This window comes from Bacillus sp. RB3 (genome assembly GCF_030164735.1).
In the GTDB taxonomy this organism is placed as follows: Bacteria; Bacillota; Bacilli; order Bacillales; family Bacillaceae_G; genus Bacillus_A; species Bacillus_A cereus.
On the sequence record NZ_JASNGE010000004.1, the window covers coordinates 252,291 to 272,993 of the forward strand.

A 20,703-nucleotide genomic window follows, 5' to 3' on the forward strand; every position below is an offset into this window, starting at 1 on the left:
TTCATTCACTCCCATTTTCTATTATCCTGAAAAACTGTCTGCTTTCCGACTATTTCTTTCAACACAACAAACACAATGTAAGTACATATTGCTTGCAATATAATATTCCAAAATTTCATTAATGTAAATGAATGAATCCGTAGAAATAATTCGTTTAATAATACAATCGAAACGATACTAAATAATTCTATACTAATCGAAAATAGACATATTTCTAAAATAGACTGTTCTTGAATGCGATTTAAGTTGGAAAAGATGAATACATACCCTAAAAATAGAGCCATTAACTCTATTTTCGTCATGCTAATGAGCCAAGCGTATAGCGGTACAGTTAAGAATAGATATAGTAGTTTACGTCTTAGCATGCCTTCTCACCCTCTAAATTATATGTATTTTCTGTATATTTTAACATTTATTACGCAAAACAAAAAGAAGAGACTACGCCTCTTCTTTTTGTTTTGTTGCATATATTAATTCACATATTTCTTCTTGCTTTTCATTTTCTAAAAGCTCAATGATCTTACTTCCAACGACAACTCCGTCGCATATTGTAACCATTTCTTCTACATGTTCTTTTGTTGAAATACCGAACCCTGCCACTACCGGTAAATGCGTATGTGATTTTACTTTTTCTAAGTAACTATGAATCTCACCTTTAAAGTTTTGACGTACTCCTGTTACGCCCGCTACTGTAACTGCGTAAACAAATCCTTTTGATTCACTCGTAATTTTTTCGATTCGCTCAATTGGGCTCGTGATGGCAACGAGTGGAATTAGCGCAACGTTTGCCTCTCGAAGGAGCGGTGCAATAATGTCTTGTTCTTCATATGGTAGGTCTGGAACGATGATGCCGTCTACCCCTGCTTCTATACAGTTTTCGATGAATCGTTCTTTTCCGAATGCAAGTACTGGATTTAAATATGTCATGAGTACAAACGGAATTTGCACTTCTTTCCTTACCTCTATTAATGCTTGAAAAATACCTTTTACTGTTACACCGCTATCTAGCGCTCGTTTCCCTGCTCTTTGAATCGTTGGACCGTCTGCGACTGGATCCGAAAAAGGAATGCCGATTTCAACGATGCTCGCTCCTGCTTCATCTAAAAAACGAATTCTTTCTTTTAATTTTTCAAAGCCGCCATCTCCGCCCATTACGTACGGAATAAATGCTTTCTTGCCATTTTCAAACGCTGCTTTAATTTTTTCTACTCCCATTTTTTACACCTCTTCCATATAACGTTTTATACTCTCTACATCTTTATCACCACGGCCAGATAAACAAATAACAAGTCCTTCATCTTCCTTCATTTTCGGAGCTAATTTTAATGCATATGCGACAGCATGTGAACTTTCTAGCGCCGGGATAATGCCTTCTTTTTTCGTTAATAATTGAAATGCTTCTAATGCTTCTTCGTCTGTTATCGAATGATAAGAAACGCGGCCAATATCTTTTAGCAAGCTATGTTCTGGACCAACACCTGGATAATCAAGTCCTGCTGAAATAGAGTGTGCTTCTTGAATTTGTCCTTCTTCGTTTTGCAGAAGATACATCATTGATCCATGTAAAACACCGACGCTTCCTTTCGTTAAAGTTGCTGCATGCTTTTCTGTATGAACGCCTTTTCCAGCTGCTTCTACGCCGTAAAGAGCAACTTCTTCATCGTGTACGAACGGATAAAACATCCCCATTGCATTACTACCACCTCCAATACAAGCAACGACTGCTTCTGGTAACTTTCCTTCTAACGCCTCATATTGTTTTTTCGTTTCATTTCCAATTACACTTTGGAAATCACGTACAATTTGCGGGAATGGATGTGGTCCGAGAACAGATCCCATAATGTAGTGCGTATCATGCACATGTGAAACCCAGTAACGAAGCGCCTCGTTTACCGCATCTTTTAATGTACCACTACCTGCCGCTACACTTTCTACTTTCGCTCCGAGTAATTCCATTCGGAACACATTTAATTTTTGACGTCTTACATCTTCTTCTCCCATAAAAATGACGCATTCTAATCCGAGAAGAGCACATACAGTAGCTGTTGCAACTCCGTGTTGTCCAGCTCCTGTTTCAGCGACAACTTTTTTCTTGCCCATTCGCACTGCAAGTAGTGCCTGACCGATTGTATTGTTAATTTTATGAGCTCCTGTATGATTCAAATCTTCACGTTTTAAATAAATCTTTGCACCTCCGCAATACTTCGTCAGATTTTCAGCGAAATAAAGCGGTGTTTCTCTTCCGACGTACGTTTTTAAATAATGATTTAATTCCTTTTGAAATGCCTCATCTTGCATCGCTTCTTTATATGCTTCTTCTAGTTCTAGTACAGATTGCATTAACGTTTCTGGAACGTATCGTCCTCCGTATATACCGTAATGTCCTTTTTCATCTGGATATGCGTAGTTCATTTGGAACACTCCTTCGCTTTTATAATAAATTGTTTTATTTTCTCTACATCTTTCTTTCCTTCTGTCTCTACTCCGCTGCTCACATCGACCATATAAGGCCGAACAGTTCGAATCGCTTCTTCTATATTAAGAGCGTTTAATCCACCAGCTAATATCGTTTTCTCTCGCAACTCTTCTGGCATATGCACAAGTAGTTCCCATGAAAATTTCTTCCCATTTCCTCCGTGAAACTTTTCTTTCGGGCTATCAAACAATATATAATCCGTTTCATATGTTTGAGCATTTTTCATATCACTTTCTGAAGTTACTCCTAGTGATTTTATAGACGGAATATTCAATCTTCTAATTTGATAATTATCTTCATCTCCATGTAGTTGTACATGTGTTAACCCACACTCATCTGCAATTTTCTGGATCACTTCTACTGATTCATTTACGAAAACACCGATTTTTAACACGTTGGCTGGAAGCTCCTGAATGATTTCTTTCGCTCTCTTTGGAGTGATTTTCCGTTTACTTTCCGCAAAAACAAATCCGAGTGCATCTGCGCCATATTCACACGCACTTTTCGCTGTTTCCACATCAGTGATGCCGCAAATTTTTACTTTCATATATTCACCTTACAATCTTCAAAAAAACTACTAATAGAAGATGATGTCATAAGCGCCTCTCCAACTAATACACCTTTGGCTCCAGCTCTTTTAACACGAATAATATCTTCTTTTGAATGAATGCCACTTTCACTAATCCAAAGTAATTTCTCCTCATTCAATCTTTTTCCAAGCTTTTCAGTTTGGCTTAAATCTACTTCGAACGTTTTTAAATTACGATTATTAATGCCAATAACGTGCGGATTTAATACAATCGCAGTTTCTAATTCCTGTTCATCATGAACTTCAACAATCGCTTCCAATCCTTTTTCTAACACGTAGCTATACAACTCTTTTAACTTCTCTTTCGTTAACGCTGCTACGATTAGTAAAATAATATCTGCTCCCGCTTCATACGCTCTATCGATTTGAATCTTATCGATTATGAAATCTTTACATAAAAGCGGAATGTTACTTTCTTCTCTTGCTGTTTGTAAATCGTGAAACGATCCTTTAAAAAATTGACCATCTGTTAAAACAGATACTGCTCCTGCACCACATTTCTCATATGTTCCCACTTGTTTTCGTACGTCAACGTGTAAATTGATATCTCCTTTTGATGGTGATGCTCGCTTTACTTCTGCAATGACAGTAAACTGCTGTAACGCTTCTACAAGTGAATGTGTCTTTCTTTTTGTTTTTACTGGTGTATATATTTCATATAACTCCGCAACTTCCTTTTTCTTCTGTTCTACAATTTTATCTAAAATCGTCCCCACTTTAGTTCACCCTTTCTAATTTTTCGTTGCTTGCTACAATTAATAAGTTTAATTTGGCTAATGCTTTTCCAGAGTCAATGCTATGTGCCGCGAGTTTAATTCCTTCTTCAATCGTTTCCGTTTTTCCATTTGCGAAAAGAGCTAGACCTGCATTTAATAAAACTGTATCACGATAAACACTCTTTTCTCCGCTCAATACTTCAAGCGTAATCTTTGCATTTTCTTTTGAATTCCCCCCTCTAATTTCTTCATTTTTCACTCTTGAAAAACCATACTTTTCTGGATTAATACTCTTTTCTACTATTTCATTATCTTTTAAAAGGACTACGTGATTTTCCCCTTGTAATGACGCTTCATCTAAAAAACCACTTCCATTTACGACAAGCGCTTGTTTCCGGCCTAACTTTTGTAATACTTGTGCAACTGGTAATAACATATCTCGTTTATAAATACCGACAAATTGTGTTTCTAAATTCACTGGATTTGTTAAAGGGCCAATTAAGTTAAAGATCGTCGGCACGTTTAACTCTTTTCTTATTTTCATAATGCGCCTTAGTGCTGGATGCATCGCTGGTGCAAATAAAAATGCAATACCTACATGCTCTAGTAAATAATCAATTTCGTTTGGCGTACTACTAATATTTACACCTAGTTCTTCTAATAAGTCTGCACTTCCTGTTTTACTAGAAACAGCACGATTACCATGTTTTGCAACCTTTACACCTGCTCCTGCCAGTACGAATGCTGATGTTGTGCTAATATTAAACGTTTGAGCACCATCACCACCCGTCCCGCAATTGTCCATTGCTCCTTGTATATGGTTCGAAAACGGCAATGCCTTTTCGCGGAGAGCTCGAACGAGACCGTATATTTCTTCTGCAGTTTCACCTTTCGCTTTCAGTAAGACTAAGAAAGCTGCAATTTCACTTTCTAATATGTTTTCACTTAATAAAAGTAGTCCTGCTTTATACATTTCCTCTTCTGTTAAATGTTGACCCTCCACTAATTTACGAAGATAGTTGTTCATACTTTTTCCTCCTCTTTTACTTCTGTTAAAAAGGCACGGATTAACTTTCCGCCTTCTTCTGTTGCGATTGATTCCGGATGAAACTGTAATCCGAAGAGCGGATAATAATTGTGACGGACTGCCATTATTTCTCCGTCGTCCATCGCTGTCGCTAATATGTCAAAGCACTTTGGCAAGCTCGTTTGCTCTGCAACAAGGGAATGATAGCGCATCGCCGTTAGGGGCTGTGTAACATATGAAAAGATTGACGTTCCGTTATGTTTCACACGCGATGTTTTTCCGTGTTTAATACGCTCTGCTCTAACAATGTCTCCTCCAAATGCAGATATGATCGCTTGGTGGCCAAGACAAATCCCTAATATGGGAACGTTCTTATAAAAATGACGGATGACGTCGATACAAATGCCAGCATCCTCTGGTTTTCCTGGTCCTGGTGAAAGTACAATTCCTCTTGGATTCATCTCTTCTAACTGTTCTATCGTTATTTCATCATTTCTTACAACTACAATTTCTTCTTCATGTTCGCCTAACAGTTGATACAAGTTATATGTGAACGAATCGTAATTATCAATAAGTACAATCATTTCATTACCTCCAAAAGCGCTCTCGCTTTATTTAATGTTTCTTCATATTCAGCTACTGGATCTGAATCGTAAACGACTCCTGCTCCTGCCTGAACGTATGCTTTTTCATCCTTTACAACCATCGTTCGAATGGCGAGCGCCATATCAAGATTTCCTGAAAAACTAACGTATCCAACTGCACCAGCGTATACATTTCTTTTTTCATTCTCTAGTTCATTTATAATTTCCATCGCTCTAATTTTCGGAGCTCCAGAAACCGTCCCTGCTGGTAAGCAATACGCTAACGCATCAAATCCGCCCATTTGTTTTCGCAATGTTCCGTAAACTTCAGATACAATGTGCATAACGTGAGAGTATTTTTCTACTTTCATATATTTATCTATCGTAACCGAGCCGATTTCGCTCACTCTACCAATATCGTTTCGCCCAAGATCTACAAGCATCATATGCTCTGCTCGCTCTTTCTCATTGCCTAACAGTTCTTTTGCGATTTCCTCATCTTTCCTCTTCGTTTTCCCTCTTGGTCTCGTACCAGCAATTGGATTCGTCATCACTTTATCCTCCCTTACTGATAGTAAACTTTCTGGTGAAGAACCGAGTACAACATAATCTTGAAAATCGATATAGAACATATATGGTGATGGATTGGCAATTCGAAGTTTTCGATATAATGCAAATGGATCTCCAATACATTCACTTTGCAAACGCTGAGATAATACAACTTGAAATATGTCCCCTGCTCGAATGTGTTCTTTCGCCGTTTCTACCATCGCGCAAAATTCTTTTTCCGTTATAGAAGAAGTGAATGATAATGTTGATCTTATTTCAGTTACTTCAGCTTCTTCTCCCTGTAGCACTTCCTCTTTGTATATTTGCAACCTTTCATATACTTCTTCGTAATCTGCTGAATCATCTTCCCTGCATACATATACAAACGACAACTTTTGGCGTAAATGATCGTAAACGATAAACTCACGATATAGTAAAAGGTGTACTTCTGGAATATTTAATGGGTCGTGTAAATCCGCTCCAATGTTTTCATACTGCCGAATGACATCATATCCAATATAACCAACTGCTCCTCCGCAAAATGGAAATGGACTGTCTACTTGTGATGGTGCAATTACTTCTTCTAACACTTGTAGTACATTACCTTGCACCTTTTCTGTTTGACCGAAAATCGTTCGTTCCACTTCCGTACCAACGCTTTTCACTTCTCCATAAGGATTACATCCCAAGTAAGAATAACGTCCTTTATCTTGATGAAGCTGTGAACTTTCTAATAAGAATTTCTTCTTCCCTTTCATACGTCTATATAAAGAAATTGGCGTAATGCTATCTCCTTCTTCTTCAGTGATTACTAAAAATGTCTTTCTCTCTCTTTTTTGTTTTATAAATTCTTCTTTCGTCATCATGTCCTTCACCTCGCCCTGAAAAATAAAAAAGCCCTCTACATATCGAAAATATGTAGAGGACGATAAATATACCGCGGTACCACCTCGTGTTGGATGCAAAAGCATCCCGCTTTGTTCAGGTACAAAATTTATACCTTATCCTTGTAACGGCGGAACCCGGGTTGCCTACTGAAAATAATTGTTCAGCATACCTCTCGTAAGCCCATTCCGTATATGGCACCGTACCGGGCTCCCACCTATTCCCGGCTCTCTGTAACGTCTCCAATATACGTACTCTTCTTACTTAAACGATTTCATTTATTTAATTTTTTATACACAAAAAGGGAGTACTCATCCTATAGAAAGGACGGGTACTCCCGTGGTGCCACCTTAATTCGTTACAAATGTAACGCACTTTACCGTATCAAAAACAATACGTGTCTCTTGTATCGATGAGATCATGTCGCCAAAGCCTACTTCTTTCGTTTCGGTTTGGAAGCTCCGAAGCCCATTCCACATCAATTCCATACTGATTCGCACCAACCATCAGCTCTCTGACATGTTCATCATGTGTACTCTTCTTCATCAACGCTTGCATTTTTTTAAGTTGCACTCATTATAGACCTGACTTTTTTCACAAGTCAATACTTTTTCAAAAATTTTATTTTTCTTTCCTTTCAATATTATATTGACAAAACAACCTCTTTTTATGTAAATATAATAAATACTCTATTAAAAATAAGGTTTTTTGTATGAATATTATATATTAAAAAAGTAAAATGACATCAAAAAACGCTTACATTTCTGAAAATTCGTATTTCTATATGGATTTTTCAGAATAATCATGATAGATTATAAAGTGAAACTTTAATCAGTAGGGGTTTGTTCATCCCACTGATTATTAGTTAAATCAATCGGGCATTTACGGGCAGTTGCTCTCCCACCTAACTTCCTTGCCCAGCCAATTTTAAGGTGGGAGTTTTACTGCCCGTTTATGCGGGATAAATATGCATAACGCATCAAAAGACATGACAAAAGGAAGGGGAACTTCATGAGTACGCAGATGTTAACTTTAACTTCAATCTCTATTTACATGCTCGGGATGTTAGTAATCGGCTATTTCGCCTATAAACGAACGTCCAACTTAACAGATTATATGCTTGGCGGGCGTACACTAGGCCCCGCAGTAACGGCATTAAGTGCTGGAGCATCCGATATGAGTGGTTGGCTTTTAATGGGATTACCAGGTGCAATGTTTAGCGTTGGATTAAGTAGTAGTTGGATTGCGATCGGCCTAACACTAGGCGCATACGCAAACTGGCTTTATGTTGCTCCTCGCTTACGTACCTACTCAGAAATTGCAAATAACTCTATTACTATTCCAGAATTTTTGGAACACCGTTTCCACGACAAATCTCATATGCTACGTTTAGTATCTGGACTTGTTATTATGATTTTCTTTACTTTCTATGTAGCTTCAGGATTAGTTTCAGGCGCTGTATTATTTGAAAATTCATTTGGTATGAACTACCACGTTGGATTATTCATTGTAGCTGGTGTTGTTGTCGCTTACACATTATTTGGTGGTTTCTTAGCAGTGAGTTGGACAGACTTCGTGCAAGGAATCATTATGGTAGTTGCTCTTATTCTTGTTCCTATCGTAACAATTATGAATTCGAACGGACTGGGACCTGCATTTGATACAATTCGTTCTGTAGATCCAACACGTTTAGATATTTTTAAAGGTGCCTCTACTTTAGGGATTATTTCTTTATTTGCATGGGGCCTTGGTTATGTTGGACAACCTCATATTATCGTACGCTTTATGGCGATTTCCTCTGTAAAAGAAATTAAAAGCGCACGAAGAATTGGTATGAGCTGGATGATTTTCTCTGTTGTCGGAGCTATGTTTACTGGCCTTATCGGTATTGCTTACTACTCACAACAAGAGTTAACATTATCTAACCCAGAAACAATTTTCCTTGAACTCGGAAAAATTTTATTCCATCCACTTATTACTGGATTTTTATTAGCAGCTATTTTAGCAGCGATTATGAGTACAATTTCATCTCAATTACTCGTTACTTCTAGCGCTATAACAGAAGATTTATATCGTACATTCTTTAAACGTTCTGCTTCTGATAAAGAACTTGTATTTGTCGGTCGTATGGCTGTACTTGTTATTGCCTTAGTTGGGTGCGCATTAGCGTTTAAACAAAATGATACGATTTTAGCTCTTGTTGGGTACGCTTGGGCTGGATTTGGTTCTTCATTCGGACCTGCTATTTTATTAAGCTTATATTGGAAACGCATGACGAAGTGGGGCGCACTTGCTGGTATGATTTCTGGTGCCGCTACAGTCATTATTTGGACTCAATTCAAATTCTTAAAAGAATTCTTATATGAAATGATTCCTGGTTTTACTATTAGTTTACTAGTAATCGTAATTGTTAGTTTACTAACACAACCTTCAAAAGAAGTTAAAGAGCAATTTGAGGATTTCGAAAAACAACATCGTCATAATTTATAAAAAAATCTCTGCTGTTATCATAACAGCAGAGATTTTTTACAGTTCGACAATCTTTTTATCAAATTTAACAAATTCTTTATGTTTCGTTAAATTTAACATAACACTACTCCTTTATAGTATGAGTATCAGCACTTATACAGAAAGGGGACTCCAACATGTTAGCAGCTTTCCAGCAACAACAAACACGAAAATTTTCACCTATCACAAATACTTCTGCGTCTTGTTTAAACATGCAACCTAACCCGCCTAAAATTTCAATTGCTCCTTCTGTTATTTCAGTCATCGGTGTTCATATGGAAAAACATAAATTAAAAATAAAAACGGGACAAAACATTGTGTTATCAGCTTCCATTTTACCAATACAAGCAACGAATAAAGAGCTTATTTGGTCAAATATGAATTCTGATATCATCACCATATATCCAAAAGGTGACACCGTGACGATTACTGGAAAAAGTGCAGGTAAAGCAGTCGTAATTGTCACAACTGCTGAAGGCAAATTTCGTGACCTATGTGTCATTCATGTACAACCTTATATGACAAATCCAAAGTAAAAGAGTGGCTTCGTAGCCACTCTTTTACTTGATTTCAATATTTTAGTTTTTACTTTTTACAAGGTTAATAAAAAATTGGATATAACCATACATTTTTTTTGATGGAAATTCTACTAAACTTTCCCCGTCTTGATTTAAGTCAATGAATCTCCTCCTCTTCCCTATTACAATGAAAACAATATTAGAAAAGGAGGACATATTATGACTGAACGAAAGTACGCCTTATTTGCTAGCACATCTCTTCTTGTTATGGCATTCATTGCATTTTTCTCTTACGGTTTTGTTCATGGAAACCTCGTTATACAAGGAGATGCGAGTACAACATTCCATAATATCCAAACTTCAAATTCACTTTTCAAAGCAGAAGTTTTTGGGTGGATTATCATTTTTATCACTGATATTGTCGCTGCGTGGGCTCTTTATTTCTTTCTAAAACCAATTCATACTAGCCTCTCATTACTAGCCGCTTTGCTTCGTCTTATGTATACAGCTATACTTGGGATTGCTATATTCAATCTAATATTGGCATTATTGCTTTCAAAAAATACAATTGCAAATCCAGAAACATATACAATGTTGTTTCTCAGTGCATTCGAATACATTTGGTCTATAGGATTGATCATTTTTGGATTGCATCTTTTCGTTTTAGGCTATGTAGCTTTTCTCTCTAAACAGATACCAAAGTTTATTAGTATACTGCTGTTCATTGCTGCTACCGGTTATATGCTAATTCACGTCATGAATACAATGTTTACACAATACGATACAATGATTTCACTCATACAATCACTATTCCAATTACCTATGATTGCAGGTGAATTAGGACTTGCGATATGGCTACTATTGAAAGGTGGTAAACACTCTAATTAAGCCGTTTCTTAATTCTACTTAATGATTCTGGTGTCATGCCAAGATAGCTTGCTAGCTGATATTGTGGAACGCGATGAATTAAATACGGGCGTTTTCGTAACAATGTTTTATATCGCTCTTCTGGTGTCGATGAGATAAATACAGCAAGTTCATCTTGTACTTCACCGAAATTGTACTCGATCATTTTACGCGTCATTTCTTCTAATTGTGAATACTTATTATACATGTCCTTTTTACTATGTAGATCACCAACAACTACAGTACAATCTTCTAAACACGTTAACGTATATGATGAAGATTTATCTTGTTTATGATGGTTGAAATTCGAAATTGCCTGTTCTTCTGTATAAAAATTTGATGTAACTTCTTTCCCTGCTTCATCTATACTATGTTGCCTAACGCATCCTTTTAATACAAAATAACATTTTAACGGAACATTTCCTTGTCTTAGGAGCACTGTTCCTTTTTTATATTCTTCAATTTGTAATTCCCTGAGGATCATTTGCTGCTCTTCTTCACTTAGTGTTGTAAATCTATTCATATACTTCTTTAATATCTCTTCCATTTTCCTCCCCCTTCTACGCCCACATTTCTATAAAACAAAAAGAGAAGTATCATAACTTCTCTTTTCTCCCCTAACACTATAATTCCTGTGTATACACTGGCTCGTTTACGACATTTTTTGCTGTTCGCTTTTGTTGCTGCATTAAGAAAACAGATACACCAAACAATACGAGCATGCTACCGATCATTTGCATTGCATTTAATTTTTCTCCAAGTAAGAAGAACGCAAGTATAGATGCTCCAACAGGTTCTCCTAAAATACTCATTGAAATTGTCGTTGCATTTACATAATTTAATAGCCAGTTATTAATTACATGTGACACTGTCGGCACAACCGCAAGTAAAAGAAAAACAGTCCAATCCCACTTCGTATAACCTGTAAAGGGTACTTGTAATATAACATTATAAATCCCCATAAAAAGACCTGCGAACGCAAAGACTGTAAAGCTATAAATCCAGTGCGATACTTTCTTCACTGTCGTTTGCCCGATAAATAAATAACCGACAACCGCTATTACACTTAGAAAGGATAATATGTCACCATAAATTGCTTGCTTACTTAAACCTAAATCTCCCCAACCAATGCACATTACTCCTAAAATAGCGATTCCCATCGTTGCAATGGCTGAATATGTTGTTCTTTCTTTAAATAGAAAAAAACCTCCAACTAAAGATACGATTGGTTGAAGTGCCAAAATAATTGTTGAACTAGCAACTGTTGTATGCTTTAAAGATTCAAACCATAAAAGAAAATGCAGTGCTAAAAAGAAACCAGATCCAATTAAAAAGCCCCAATCTTTCATTTGAATCCTATTAAATTCCTCTCTTTTTTTCCATACGATAGGCAGCATAATAAGTACGATAATCCATAAGCGGTACATACTTAATATTGAAGATGGTGCTGAGGACATCTTTACAAAAACTGCTGCAAAGGAAATGGCAATTATAGAAATTGCTAATGGTAGTGCGATTGATTTTTCTTGTTTCAAATCCTGTCTCCCCTCTCACCTGTCAAAAATCCCACTTCATTATATCCGTTTTCTTTCGCAACTTAAATACTAATTTTTTAGATTCTTCGTACCATTATGGTAAAATAGAAATTAAGGCACCAATTAGTGAATATTTCTTTCCTTTTCACTACAAGCGTCGCTCTTACAATCGTTACAGTAAATTTTTATTTAGGGGGATCTACATGAGTCAAACAATAGGGAGAATTGAAGAAATTTCATTTTATAGCGCATCACTTCAAGAAGATGTTACACTTCTCGTTTATTTACCAGTAAATTACACACCACTGCACAAACATACAGTTGTAATTGCACAAGATGGTAGAGATTATTTTCAGCTTGGTAAAGCGCACCGTGTAATTGAGCGCCTTCGTGAAACCGAAGAAATTGACCGTACAATTATTGTCGGTATTCCATATAAAAATGTACATGATCGTAAAGAAAAATATTTCCCAAATGAAGTAAAAAATGCTGCATATATTCGTTTCCTTGCTCATGAACTTGCACCATATATTGATGAAAATTATCCAACGTACCAAATGGGAAAAGGTCGTGTTTTAATTGGTGATTCTCTTGGCGGAACAGTTTCCTTTATGACTGCACTTATGTATCCGCATACATTCGGTAAAGTCGTTATGCAATCACCATTTGTGGATGAGACAGTGATGAACTTAGCAAAAGAATTCAAAGATCCACAGGCGTTAGAACTGTATCACGTCATCGGTACAGAAGAAACGGCTGTAAAGCGTACTGATGGACAAGTATCTGATTTCGTAGGGCCGAACCGTGAGTTAAATACGCTTCTTACAGATAGAAACTTCATCACGCATTATGAGGAATTTGAAGGCAATCATACTTGGAAATATTGGCAGACTGATTTACCGAAAGCCTTCTCTCATATTCTATCAATGAAATAATAGAGAGCAGTATTCAGAATAATTTGATATAATAGATAAAGAGATTTATTTATCTCAAAATCTAACTAGACTTACAAAGGGAGGAATTGGAACATGAAATTAGGCATTGTAATTTTTCCATCTAAAATGATTCAAGATAAAGCGAACGGATTGCGTAAACGTTATGACCCGCACTACGCATTAGTTCCGCCACATATTACATTGAAAACACCCTTTGAGGCGCAAGATGAACAATTAGAGTCGATTGTAAACGAGTTACATACAATCGCAAGTAAAACGAACCCTTTCACCCTTCATGTTGGGAAAGTTGGTTCATTCGCACCTGTTAATAACGTCCTTTACTTTAAAGTAGAAAAAACACCTGAACTTACTTTCTTAAATGAAGAAATGCATAGCGGGTTATTCACGCAAGAACGCGAATATGCTTTCGTACCTCATTTAACAATCGGACAAGGCTTATCAGATGCAGAGCATGCTGATGTGTTGGGCCGATTACGTATGAAAGATTTCTATTACGAACAACCAATTGATCGTTTCCATCTTCTATATCAATTAGAAAATGGAACATGGACTGTACACGAAACATTCCGTCTTGGAAAGGGGAACAACTAATTTGCACGCACAGATTGTACAAACGGACGAACAACTAAGAGATGCATTCTCTGTACGTAAACAAGTGTTTGTAAATGAACAACGTGTCTCTGCTGAAGAAGAGTACGATGAGTTTGAAGAAACTTCAACACACGTTGTTATATATGACAATGATGTTCCAGTTGGTGCTGGACGTTTTCGCACCCTTGATGGTATAGGAAAAATGGAACGCATTTGCGTGCTAAATTCCCATCGCAAAAAAGGGATTGGAAAAATTGTTATGGATTCTCTTGAAGCGTATGCAAAAGAAAATTCGCTACCGAAATTGAAACTTCACGCTCAAACACATGCCGAAGATTTCTATAAAAAACTTGGATATGTAACAAGTTCTGATGTATTTATGGAAGCGAATATCCCGCACGTCGTAATGATAAAAGAATTGTAATTTGAAAGCAGGAGGTGATCCCTCCTGTTTTTTTACATTGCTATTTTCTTTTTCTTCCGCTAAAGTTAAATGTTGATGCTATAGTTTTGAAGGTGAACATATGACACAAGAAAAATTTTCACAAAAATCGTTAACACACGCTGATATTCCGCGTGCGACATATCATATTCCGAAAACATCTACCCATTTAATTATGGAAGAAGATGTAGATGCGGCTTATTTCCGCGCTCTTGAACAACAAAATGTTTTTTTAAACGAAAAACAATTAGAAGCCGTGCGCACAACAGAAGGTCCTGTTCTTACACTAGCTGGTGCCGGAAGCGGGAAAACATCTGTTTTAACAACTCGCGTTGGTTATTTAGTAAATGTAAAACAAGTTCATCCACGAAATATTTTATTACTTACATTTACACAAAAAGCAGCTGAAGAAATACGAAGTCGTGTTGCGAAGTTACCAGGCATGAATCATGCAGCAAGTAGCTACGTAGTTGCTGGTACATTCCACTCTGTTTTCTTAAAATTGCTTCGTAGCCAAGGGTATAATCAGCAAATTTTAGCAAATGAAAAACATAAACAAATTATGATAAAGAAAATCTTAAAAGAATTGCGTTTAAAAGACGATTATGATGCTGAAACGATGCTCGCGATGATTTCACTTGAGAAAAACAAATTAAATCGTCCGAAAGATGTAAAAGCGAAAACACCAGTCGAACAAGAATTTAAAGAAGTATACGAACGTTTTGAAGAGGTAAAACAAAGATACAATTATATTGATTTCGATGACATCTTATTGGAAACATATTATATGTTAGAAAATAATGCTCCTTTACTAACTCAATTACAACAACGTTTTCACTACATTGAAGTAGATGAGTTTCAAGATACATCGTATGCACAATATGAAATCGTAAAATTGTTAGCCACGCCAAGAAATAATTTATTTATCGCAGGTGATGACGACCAGGCGATATACGGCTGGCGAGGAGCAAGTCACCAAATTATTTTATCTTTTCCCAAAGAATTTGATAACACAACAATCATTGCACTAAATACGAATTATCGATCCAATCCCTTTATCGTCGGGCTTGGAAATGAAGTTATAAAATTAAATCAAGAACGTTTTGATAAAGAGCTATACTCTGTTCGTGAGGAAGGTGTACAACCTTTTTATGCAAGACCTGCTACGACTCTTGATGAAGCAAATCAAATTTTGCAGCTTATTCAAGAAAAAGTAGAGAGTGGTGAACGTAACTTTAAAGATTTTTGTTTACTGTATCGCACACATTCTGTAAGTCGTTCGTTACTTGATCAGCTTACCATTCATAAAATCCCGTTTATTAAACACGGAGCGAGCCAATCATTTTATGAACATTCTTTAATTAAGCCTGTATTAGATCATTTAAGACTCGTGATTGAGCCGTTTCGACTAGAATCACTTTCAAACATATTGCCGACGATGTATATCGGACGTGATGATTGTATTTCATTTATTGAACGTGAACAATGGAAATATGGTGAGGGGCGCTTCCCTTCTCTTCTTCATTTCTTACTATTAAATCCAAGCTTAAAACCTTTTCAAGTGAAAAAGGTAAATGAGCGCATCGATTTTATTAAGTTTATTAAAGAATTAGAACCGAAAAAAGCATTAAAAGAAATCATTCATGGTAAAGGAAAATATTTAGAGTACTTACAAAGTAACGATCGTTCTTCCTTTACAATGCATAAAGACATACAAGAAGAAATGTTGGAAGAATTAATGGAGTCTGCAACTCGTTTCACCGATATTCCAGCTTATTTACAATTTATCGACGAGGCGATTCAAGGTCAAAAAGAAATGGAAGCATTAAAAACAATGCCGCAAAAAGATGCCGTTTCACTTATGTCAATTCATAACGCAAAAGGCCTTGAATTTCCATGTGTCTTTTTACTTGGAGCGAGTGATGGAATCCTGCCTCATACTTCTTCTTTAAAAGATGCAAATGATCGTGTTACGGAAACTTCTGAAGCGTTAGAAGAAGAACGCCGATTACTTTATGTTGCCATTACACGTGCGAAAGAAGAACTTTACATTTCTTCTCCGCAATTTTTCAGAGGAAAGAAATTAGATATATCTCGTTTTTTATATACTGTGCGAAAAGATTTACCTGAAAAGACATCCACTAAATAAGGATGTCTTTTTTTATATCACGTTATGTACATCCCTCCTATATAAATTCCTTGTTTTTATCGTGAGAATTAACGTAATATCAGCCATATCCCACTCATATTGTAATAGTGTATGTCAGAACTCACGAGAAGGAGTGAACATAATGAGCTGCAATTGTAATGAAGATCATCAACATGAGTGTGATTTCAACTGTGTATCGAATGTCGTTCGTTTTATACATGAACTACAAGAATGTGCAACGACAACATGTGGATCTGGTTGCGAAGTTCCATTTTTAGGTGCACATAACAATGCATCAGTAGCGAATACACGTCCTTTTATTTTATACACAAAAACTGGAGAACCTTTTGAAGCATTTGCACCATCTTCAAGCCTTACTAGCTGCCGATCTCCTATTTTCCGCGTAGAAAGTATAGATGATGATGACTGTGCTGTATTGCGTGTATTAACTGTAGTTTTAGGTGATGGTACCGCTGTACCACCTGGTGACGACCCAATCTGTACGTTTTTAGCTGTACCAAATGCAAGACTAATATCAACCTCCACTTGCATTACTGTTGATTTAAGTTGCTTCTGCGCTATTCAATGCTTACGTGATGTTTCTATTTAAAACTAAATAATGAGTTAAGCATGGATTGGGTGGCAGAATATTCTGCCACCCAATCCATGCTTAAAGAGTATTCTTATGTAAATTTCTTAAAATTGGGAACTTGTCTAGAACATAGAACCTGTCCTTTTCATTAACTGAAAGTAGAAACAGATAAAGGAGTGAAAAACATGTTCTCTTCTGATTGCGAATTTACTAAAATCGATTGTGAGGCGAAGCCAGCTAGTACACTACCTGCCTTTGGTTTTGCTTTCAACGCGTCTGCACCTCAGTTTGCTTCACTATTTACACCACTATTATTACCTAGCGTAAGTCCAAACCCAAATATTACTGTTCCTGTAATAAATGATACAGTAAGTGTCGGAGATGGCATTCGAATTCTACGAGCTGGTATTTATCAAATTAGTTATACATTAACAATTAGTCTTGATAACGTACCTACTGCACCAGAAGCTGGTCGTTTCTTCTTATCATTAAATACACCAGCTAACATTATTCCTGGATCAGGTACAGCAGTTCGTTCTAACGTTATTGGTACTGGTGAAGTAGACGTATCCAGCGGTGTTATTCTTATTAACTTAAATCCTGGTGACTTAATTCAAATTGTGCCAGTTCAGTTAATTGGAACTGTAGACATTCGTGCTGCAGCATTAACAGTTGCACAAATTAGCTAGTAAAAAGCGGTATTTCTTATACAGAAATACCGCTTTTTATATATAATAAAAAACACTCACAGTAGCATGAGTGTTTCATTCTTCATATTGTTTTATTGTGTTCTTCTTTTTCCCGCAATTGCATCCCTTTTTCTTCACAAATCCTTGTTGTTGTAATTGTTCTTGATATGCCTGTTGTTGTGCTTGGTGTTGTTGCTGTATATGATACCACTGCTGCAGGTCATATGAATTCTGCCTTAGATTATTGCTCACAGCAAACATCTCCTCTACTGTCAATTCTGTCTATTTACTATATGAACAACTCTTTATTTCCGTTCCCTCATTCTTTTAAACTCCGCTTTTTCTCGTATTATGAAAATATATTATTCTCCCATAAAATATCCTGTAATTGTTTCAATGATTGCTGCCGCTCCTGCAATAGCTAATAATGCAAGTAACGGTTCCGCAACGATAGGGATCCAATTATATAAGACTAATAAAAAAGCACTAACCCATACACCTGTACACCAATAACAGCTTAATAATTCGCCAATCCACTTTCTTAATCCATTACCTTTCACTTTTGTAAACGTTGATACACTTCCATCCGGCTCCGTAATCTCTAATTCATCAATAAATGGTCTTCGCAAAAAGGCTGTAATTTTATCATAAACAATTAAACGAGTGAGCCTAAAAGCAGCTAACGCAAAAATAAAAAATAAAAGCCAGCTTGTAAACAGCATAATTCCACCTACCCTTATCCTCTTTCGCCTATTTAAAAAAAAAGGTCTTGAGATTGTGACCAAATCTCCTCGACTCCAATATCTTATTAATGTAAATACAAACAAGAAGATAAGGAGTGACATTAATGAGTTGTAACGAAAATAAACACCATGGCTCTTCTCATTGTGTAGTTGACGTTGTAAAATTCATCAATGAATTACAAGATTGTTCTACAACAACATGTGGATCTGGTTGTGAAATCCCATTTTTAGGTGCACACAATACTGCATCAGTAGCAAATACACGCCCTTTTATTTTATACACAAAAACTGGAGAACCTTTTGAAGCATTTGCACCATCTTCAAGCCTTACTAGCTGCCGATCTCCAATTTTCCGTGTGGAAAGTGTAGATGATGATAGCTGTGCTGTGCTACGTGTATTAACTGTAGTATTAGGTGACGGTACTCCGGTACCACCTGGTGACGATCCAATTTGTACGTTTTTAGCTGTACCAAATGCAAGATTAATATCTACAACTACTTGCATTACTGTTGATTTAAGCTGTTTCTGTGCGATTCAATGCTTACGCGACGTTTCTATCGTAAAGTAAACTAAAAAACTATTGGGGTGGTAGAAGCTTTCTACCACCTTTACATATTTAAAAACCGGCCATACTAATCGATTGGATATCATCTATAGACAACCTAATATCTCTCATACTATTTTGCGGCATAATAGATACAATGCCATGACGATACGATATGATCGATCCAACATATGAGACTGTAGCTGTTTTTATTCTGCATCTTACTTTCGGAATGTAATGAGGGCGGTTTAGTAAAAAATGAATTTTTTCATCATTATTCATATCCTTAAATGATTTATTATACGGGACAGTTCTTACTGGTTCTGGTTCTTGCTCTTCTTGTTCTATGTGTTCTTCTTTTTCTTCTTCTATTTTTTCTTCCACTTGCTGCTCTTCTTGTTGTTCTTGTTCTATTACCTCTTCCACAGCACTTCTTACAATATTTTCCTGCCTATTACTTTTCTCTTTTTGATCTTCATTTTCAAAGTTTGTCAGGATAATCCTTTTTATTTTCGGTGCAGCAAGTTCTAAACTTACTTGCGTGATATATAACAACGGTTTTCCAACTGTTGAACTTTTATTTTTATTCTTCACACTCGTCCCTCCCACTTCCATACGTAGCTAAATAAATCGTGTACTATTATAGTTATATTCATCACGTGGTAAGAACTTTCGTTAAAAATCGTTCTTTCTAAGAACAAATAAAAAGGACAATCTCAGCATTTAGAGATTGTCCTTTAAAAATTAATATTATATTTATCCTAGGATATGATACCCTGAATCAACATGAATGTTTTCTCCTGTTACACCGCGTGCTAAATCACTGAATAGGAATACTGCTGTATCGCCAACTTCTTCTTGCGTTGTTGTACGACGAAGTGGTGCGCGCTCCTCAATTTCTCTTAAGATTGAGTTGAAATCGCCTACACCTTTTGCAGATAACGTACGAATTGGTCCTGCAGAAATAGCGTTAACACGAATACCGTGTTGACCTAAATCGTTCGCTAAATATTTCACGCTCGCTTCTAATGAAGCTTTCGCAACACCCATAACGTTATAATTTTTCACAACGCGCTCGCCGCCAAGGTATGTTAATGTTAAAATATTTCCGCCTTCTGTCATTACTTTCTTCGCTTCTCTTGCTACAGCTGTTAAAGAGAATGCGCTAATATTTTGTGCAAGTAAAAATCCATCGCGAGAAGTATCTACAAATTCACCTTTTAAGTCATCGCGATTTGCAAAAGCAATACAATGTGCTACACCGTGAATAGTACCTACTTCTTGTTTAATTGTTTCAAAGCAAGCTGTAAGTTCCTCATCATTCGTTACATCACAAGGTAATACAAGTGATTCTTGTCCTTCTAATGTGTCCGCTAATTCACGAACGTTTCTTTCTAAACGTTCTCCTGCATATGTGAATATTAATTTTGCACCTGCATTATGCAAAGAGCGAGCTATTCCCCATGCAATACTTCTTTGGTTCGCAACGCCCATAACAACAAATGTTTTCCCTTGTAATAGTTCCATGATATATCCTCCCAGAAATACTTATACTTGTTATTAGTACCTGATACTATAATTATAGTACCATAAAACCGCTTAAAGGCAAACAAAAAAGTCATTAACAGAAATTGAAGTGACCCCCGAAAGTTAGACAGGTCGTTTCATTAGGCAGCCTCTAGGGTATGAGCCCGGTATTGTAC

At 36.5% G+C, this 20,703-nt stretch carries 24 protein-coding genes and 2 other annotated features; of the genes, 10 read left to right on the forward strand and 14 right to left on the reverse strand.

Annotation, left to right across the window (positions count from 1 at the left end; genetic code table 11):
• Window positions 1-5: 5 nt before the first annotated feature.
• The 8 genes from QO049_RS08820 to trpE form a co-directional block, all read right to left on the reverse strand.
• Window positions 6-365: a DUF4029 domain-containing protein gene (locus tag QO049_RS08820; protein ID WP_000946131.1), complete on the reverse strand. Its 360-nt coding sequence runs from the start codon at window positions 363-365 to the stop codon at window positions 6-8.
• A gap of 73 nt (window positions 366-438) precedes the next feature.
• Window positions 439-1,215 carry a tryptophan synthase subunit alpha gene (trpA, locus tag QO049_RS08825; protein WP_098877286.1) on the reverse strand — a complete coding sequence of 259 codons (777 nt, stop codon included), beginning with the start codon at window positions 1,213-1,215 and terminating at the stop codon, window positions 439-441.
• A 3-nt stretch (window positions 1,216-1,218) separates the two neighbouring features.
• Complete coding sequence (trpB, locus tag QO049_RS08830) at window positions 1,219-2,412, reverse strand: tryptophan synthase subunit beta (RefSeq protein WP_001105015.1); 1,194 nt, start codon at window positions 2,410-2,412, stop codon at window positions 1,219-1,221.
• Entirely contained in the window at window positions 2,409-3,023 is a 615-nt protein-coding gene (locus QO049_RS08835; RefSeq protein WP_000865146.1) for a phosphoribosylanthranilate isomerase, read from the reverse strand. The genes trpB and QO049_RS08835 overlap by 4 nt, the downstream gene beginning before the upstream one ends.
• Window positions 3,020-3,781, reverse strand: a complete 762-nt coding sequence (trpC, locus tag QO049_RS08840; RefSeq protein ID WP_000536699.1) for an indole-3-glycerol phosphate synthase TrpC — start codon at window positions 3,779-3,781, stop codon at window positions 3,020-3,022. Before trpC ends, QO049_RS08835 begins: the two co-directional genes overlap by 4 nt.
• 1 nt (window position 3,782) lies before the next feature.
• Window positions 3,783-4,808 (reverse strand): anthranilate phosphoribosyltransferase, encoded by a 1,026-nt coding sequence (gene trpD, locus QO049_RS08845; RefSeq protein ID WP_001067361.1) that lies wholly within the window; start codon window positions 4,806-4,808, stop codon window positions 3,783-3,785.
• Window positions 4,805-5,392 (reverse strand): aminodeoxychorismate/anthranilate synthase component II, encoded by a 588-nt coding sequence (locus tag QO049_RS08850; RefSeq protein WP_246962339.1) that lies wholly within the window; start codon window positions 5,390-5,392, stop codon window positions 4,805-4,807. Before QO049_RS08850 ends, trpD begins: the two co-directional genes overlap by 4 nt.
• Window positions 5,389-6,807: an anthranilate synthase component I gene (gene trpE, locus QO049_RS08855; protein ID WP_246962337.1), complete on the reverse strand. Its 1,419-nt coding sequence runs from the start codon at window positions 6,805-6,807 to the stop codon at window positions 5,389-5,391. Before trpE ends, QO049_RS08850 begins: the two co-directional genes overlap by 4 nt.
• 52 nt (window positions 6,808-6,859) lie before the next feature.
• Window positions 6,860-7,104: a binding site (T-box leader), on the reverse strand.
• Between the two features lie 42 nt (window positions 7,105-7,146).
• Window positions 7,147-7,384: a binding site (T-box leader), on the reverse strand.
• Window positions 7,385-7,837: 453 nt separating this feature from the next.
• On the opposite strand from trpE, the gene putP reads away from it, so the two are divergent.
• The 3 genes from putP (at window position 7,838) to QO049_RS08870 (ending at window position 10,740) form a co-directional block, all read left to right on the forward strand.
• Window positions 7,838-9,316 (forward strand): sodium/proline symporter PutP, encoded by a 1,479-nt coding sequence (gene putP, locus QO049_RS08860; protein WP_000107205.1) that lies wholly within the window; start codon window positions 7,838-7,840, stop codon window positions 9,314-9,316.
• Between the two features lie 155 nt (window positions 9,317-9,471).
• Window positions 9,472-9,870: an Ig-like domain-containing protein gene (locus QO049_RS08865; protein WP_000878734.1), complete on the forward strand. Its 399-nt coding sequence runs from the start codon at window positions 9,472-9,474 to the stop codon at window positions 9,868-9,870.
• A gap of 201 nt (window positions 9,871-10,071) precedes the next feature.
• On the forward strand, window positions 10,072-10,740 hold the full coding sequence (locus tag QO049_RS08870; RefSeq protein WP_246962335.1) for a DUF4386 domain-containing protein: 669 nt from the start codon (window positions 10,072-10,074) through the stop codon (window positions 10,738-10,740).
• Here the strand turns inward: QO049_RS08870 and QO049_RS08875 are convergent.
• Window positions 10,733-11,305 (reverse strand): Crp/Fnr family transcriptional regulator, encoded by a 573-nt coding sequence (locus QO049_RS08875; protein WP_246962333.1) that lies wholly within the window; start codon window positions 11,303-11,305, stop codon window positions 10,733-10,735. The genes QO049_RS08870 and QO049_RS08875 overlap by 8 nt on opposite strands.
• 76 nt (window positions 11,306-11,381) lie before the next feature.
• Window positions 11,382-12,293 (reverse strand): DMT family transporter, encoded by a 912-nt coding sequence (locus QO049_RS08880; protein ID WP_000806941.1) that lies wholly within the window; start codon window positions 12,291-12,293, stop codon window positions 11,382-11,384.
• 203 nt (window positions 12,294-12,496) lie between these two features.
• Here QO049_RS08880 and QO049_RS08885 point away from each other — a divergent pair, with 203 nt between their 5' ends.
• From QO049_RS08885 to exsF, 6 genes are all read left to right on the forward strand, one after another.
• Window positions 12,497-13,228 carry an alpha/beta hydrolase gene (locus QO049_RS08885; RefSeq protein ID WP_000084013.1) on the forward strand — a complete coding sequence of 244 codons (732 nt, stop codon included), beginning with the start codon at window positions 12,497-12,499 and terminating at the stop codon, window positions 13,226-13,228.
• Between the two features lie 93 nt (window positions 13,229-13,321).
• Window positions 13,322-13,840 (forward strand): YjcG family protein, encoded by a 519-nt coding sequence (locus tag QO049_RS08890; protein WP_000765863.1) that lies wholly within the window; start codon window positions 13,322-13,324, stop codon window positions 13,838-13,840.
• A 1-nt stretch (window position 13,841) separates the two neighbouring features.
• A complete protein-coding gene (locus QO049_RS08895) occupies window positions 13,842-14,264 on the forward strand; it encodes a GNAT family N-acetyltransferase (protein ID WP_000543307.1) in 423 nt (140 codons plus the stop codon).
• A 100-nt stretch (window positions 14,265-14,364) separates the two neighbouring features.
• Window positions 14,365-16,431: an ATP-dependent helicase gene (locus tag QO049_RS08900; RefSeq protein WP_000191204.1), complete on the forward strand. Its 2,067-nt coding sequence runs from the start codon at window positions 14,365-14,367 to the stop codon at window positions 16,429-16,431.
• A 142-nt stretch (window positions 16,432-16,573) separates the two neighbouring features.
• Window positions 16,574-17,041 carry a spore coat protein CotY gene (cotY, locus tag QO049_RS08905; RefSeq protein ID WP_001277719.1) on the forward strand — a complete coding sequence of 156 codons (468 nt, stop codon included), beginning with the start codon at window positions 16,574-16,576 and terminating at the stop codon, window positions 17,039-17,041.
• A gap of 167 nt (window positions 17,042-17,208) precedes the next feature.
• A complete protein-coding gene (exsF, locus tag QO049_RS08910) occupies window positions 17,209-17,712 on the forward strand; it encodes an exosporium protein ExsF (RefSeq protein ID WP_000492943.1) in 504 nt (167 codons plus the stop codon).
• 75 nt (window positions 17,713-17,787) lie between these two features.
• On the opposite strand, the gene QO049_RS08915 is transcribed toward exsF, so the two are convergent.
• Both QO049_RS08915 and QO049_RS08920 read right to left on the reverse strand, forming a co-directional pair.
• Window positions 17,788-17,973 carry a hypothetical protein gene (locus QO049_RS08915; protein WP_021727509.1) on the reverse strand — a complete coding sequence of 62 codons (186 nt, stop codon included), beginning with the start codon at window positions 17,971-17,973 and terminating at the stop codon, window positions 17,788-17,790.
• A 101-nt stretch (window positions 17,974-18,074) separates the two neighbouring features.
• Entirely contained in the window at window positions 18,075-18,434 is a 360-nt protein-coding gene (locus tag QO049_RS08920; RefSeq protein ID WP_000899664.1) for a DUF1360 domain-containing protein, read from the reverse strand.
• A 125-nt stretch (window positions 18,435-18,559) separates the two neighbouring features.
• Here QO049_RS08920 and exsY point away from each other — a divergent pair, with 125 nt between their 5' ends.
• Window positions 18,560-19,024: an exosporium assembly protein ExsY gene (gene exsY, locus QO049_RS08925; RefSeq protein WP_001277743.1), complete on the forward strand. Its 465-nt coding sequence runs from the start codon at window positions 18,560-18,562 to the stop codon at window positions 19,022-19,024.
• A gap of 48 nt (window positions 19,025-19,072) precedes the next feature.
• On the opposite strand, the gene QO049_RS08930 is transcribed toward exsY, so the two are convergent.
• Both QO049_RS08930 and fabI read right to left on the reverse strand, forming a co-directional pair.
• The gene (locus QO049_RS08930; protein WP_002196304.1) at window positions 19,073-19,615 is read right to left on the reverse strand and encodes a spore coat CotO family protein; all 543 of its coding nucleotides are present in this window, start codon (window positions 19,613-19,615) and stop codon (window positions 19,073-19,075) included.
• Between the two features lie 141 nt (window positions 19,616-19,756).
• Window positions 19,757-20,527: an enoyl-ACP reductase FabI gene (gene fabI, locus QO049_RS08935; RefSeq protein ID WP_000421886.1), complete on the reverse strand. Its 771-nt coding sequence runs from the start codon at window positions 20,525-20,527 to the stop codon at window positions 19,757-19,759.
• Between the last annotated feature and the right edge of the window lie 176 nt (window positions 20,528-20,703).

What these genes read in the sequence shown, in the direction of transcription:
- QO049_RS08820 (WP_000946131.1), bottom strand. Translation starts at nt 365, where the DNA reads ATGCTAAGACGTAAACTACTATATCTATTCTTAACTGTACCGCTATAC.
- trpA (WP_098877286.1), bottom strand. Translation starts at nt 1,215, where the DNA reads ATGGGAGTAGAAAAAATTAAAGCAGCGTTTGAAAATGGCAAGAAAGCA.
- trpB (WP_001105015.1), bottom strand. Translation starts at nt 2,412, where the DNA reads ATGAACTACGCATATCCAGATGAAAAAGGACATTACGGTATATACGGA.
- QO049_RS08835 (WP_000865146.1), bottom strand. Translation starts at nt 3,023, where the DNA reads ATGAAAGTAAAAATTTGCGGCATCACTGATGTGGAAACAGCGAAAAGT.
- trpD (WP_001067361.1), bottom strand. Translation starts at nt 4,808, where the DNA reads ATGAACAACTATCTTCGTAAATTAGTGGAGGGTCAACATTTAACAGAA.
- QO049_RS08850 (WP_246962339.1), bottom strand. Translation starts at nt 5,392, where the DNA reads ATGATTGTACTTATTGATAATTACGATTCGTTCACATATAACTTGTAT.
- trpE (WP_246962337.1), bottom strand. Translation starts at nt 6,807, where the DNA reads ATGATGACGAAAGAAGAATTTATAAAACAAAAAAGAGAGAGAAAGACA.
- putP (WP_000107205.1), top strand. Translation starts at nt 7,838, where the DNA reads ATGAGTACGCAGATGTTAACTTTAACTTCAATCTCTATTTACATGCTC.
- QO049_RS08865 (WP_000878734.1), top strand. Translation starts at nt 9,472, where the DNA reads ATGTTAGCAGCTTTCCAGCAACAACAAACACGAAAATTTTCACCTATC.
- QO049_RS08870 (WP_246962335.1), top strand. Translation starts at nt 10,072, where the DNA reads ATGACTGAACGAAAGTACGCCTTATTTGCTAGCACATCTCTTCTTGTT.
- QO049_RS08875 (WP_246962333.1), bottom strand. Translation starts at nt 11,305, where the DNA reads ATGGAAGAGATATTAAAGAAGTATATGAATAGATTTACAACACTAAGT.
- QO049_RS08885 (WP_000084013.1), top strand. Translation starts at nt 12,497, where the DNA reads ATGAGTCAAACAATAGGGAGAATTGAAGAAATTTCATTTTATAGCGCA.
- QO049_RS08890 (WP_000765863.1), top strand. Translation starts at nt 13,322, where the DNA reads ATGAAATTAGGCATTGTAATTTTTCCATCTAAAATGATTCAAGATAAA.
- QO049_RS08900 (WP_000191204.1), top strand. Translation starts at nt 14,365, where the DNA reads ATGACACAAGAAAAATTTTCACAAAAATCGTTAACACACGCTGATATT.
- cotY (WP_001277719.1), top strand. Translation starts at nt 16,574, where the DNA reads ATGAGCTGCAATTGTAATGAAGATCATCAACATGAGTGTGATTTCAAC.
- exsF (WP_000492943.1), top strand. Translation starts at nt 17,209, where the DNA reads ATGTTCTCTTCTGATTGCGAATTTACTAAAATCGATTGTGAGGCGAAG.
- QO049_RS08915 (WP_021727509.1), bottom strand. Translation starts at nt 17,973, where the DNA reads ATGTTTGCTGTGAGCAATAATCTAAGGCAGAATTCATATGACCTGCAG.
- QO049_RS08920 (WP_000899664.1), bottom strand. Translation starts at nt 18,434, where the DNA reads ATGCTGTTTACAAGCTGGCTTTTATTTTTTATTTTTGCGTTAGCTGCT.
- exsY (WP_001277743.1), top strand. Translation starts at nt 18,560, where the DNA reads ATGAGTTGTAACGAAAATAAACACCATGGCTCTTCTCATTGTGTAGTT.
- QO049_RS08930 (WP_002196304.1), bottom strand. Translation starts at nt 19,615, where the DNA reads ATGGAAGTGGGAGGGACGAGTGTGAAGAATAAAAATAAAAGTTCAACA.
- fabI (WP_000421886.1), bottom strand. Translation starts at nt 20,527, where the DNA reads ATGGAACTATTACAAGGGAAAACATTTGTTGTTATGGGCGTTGCGAAC.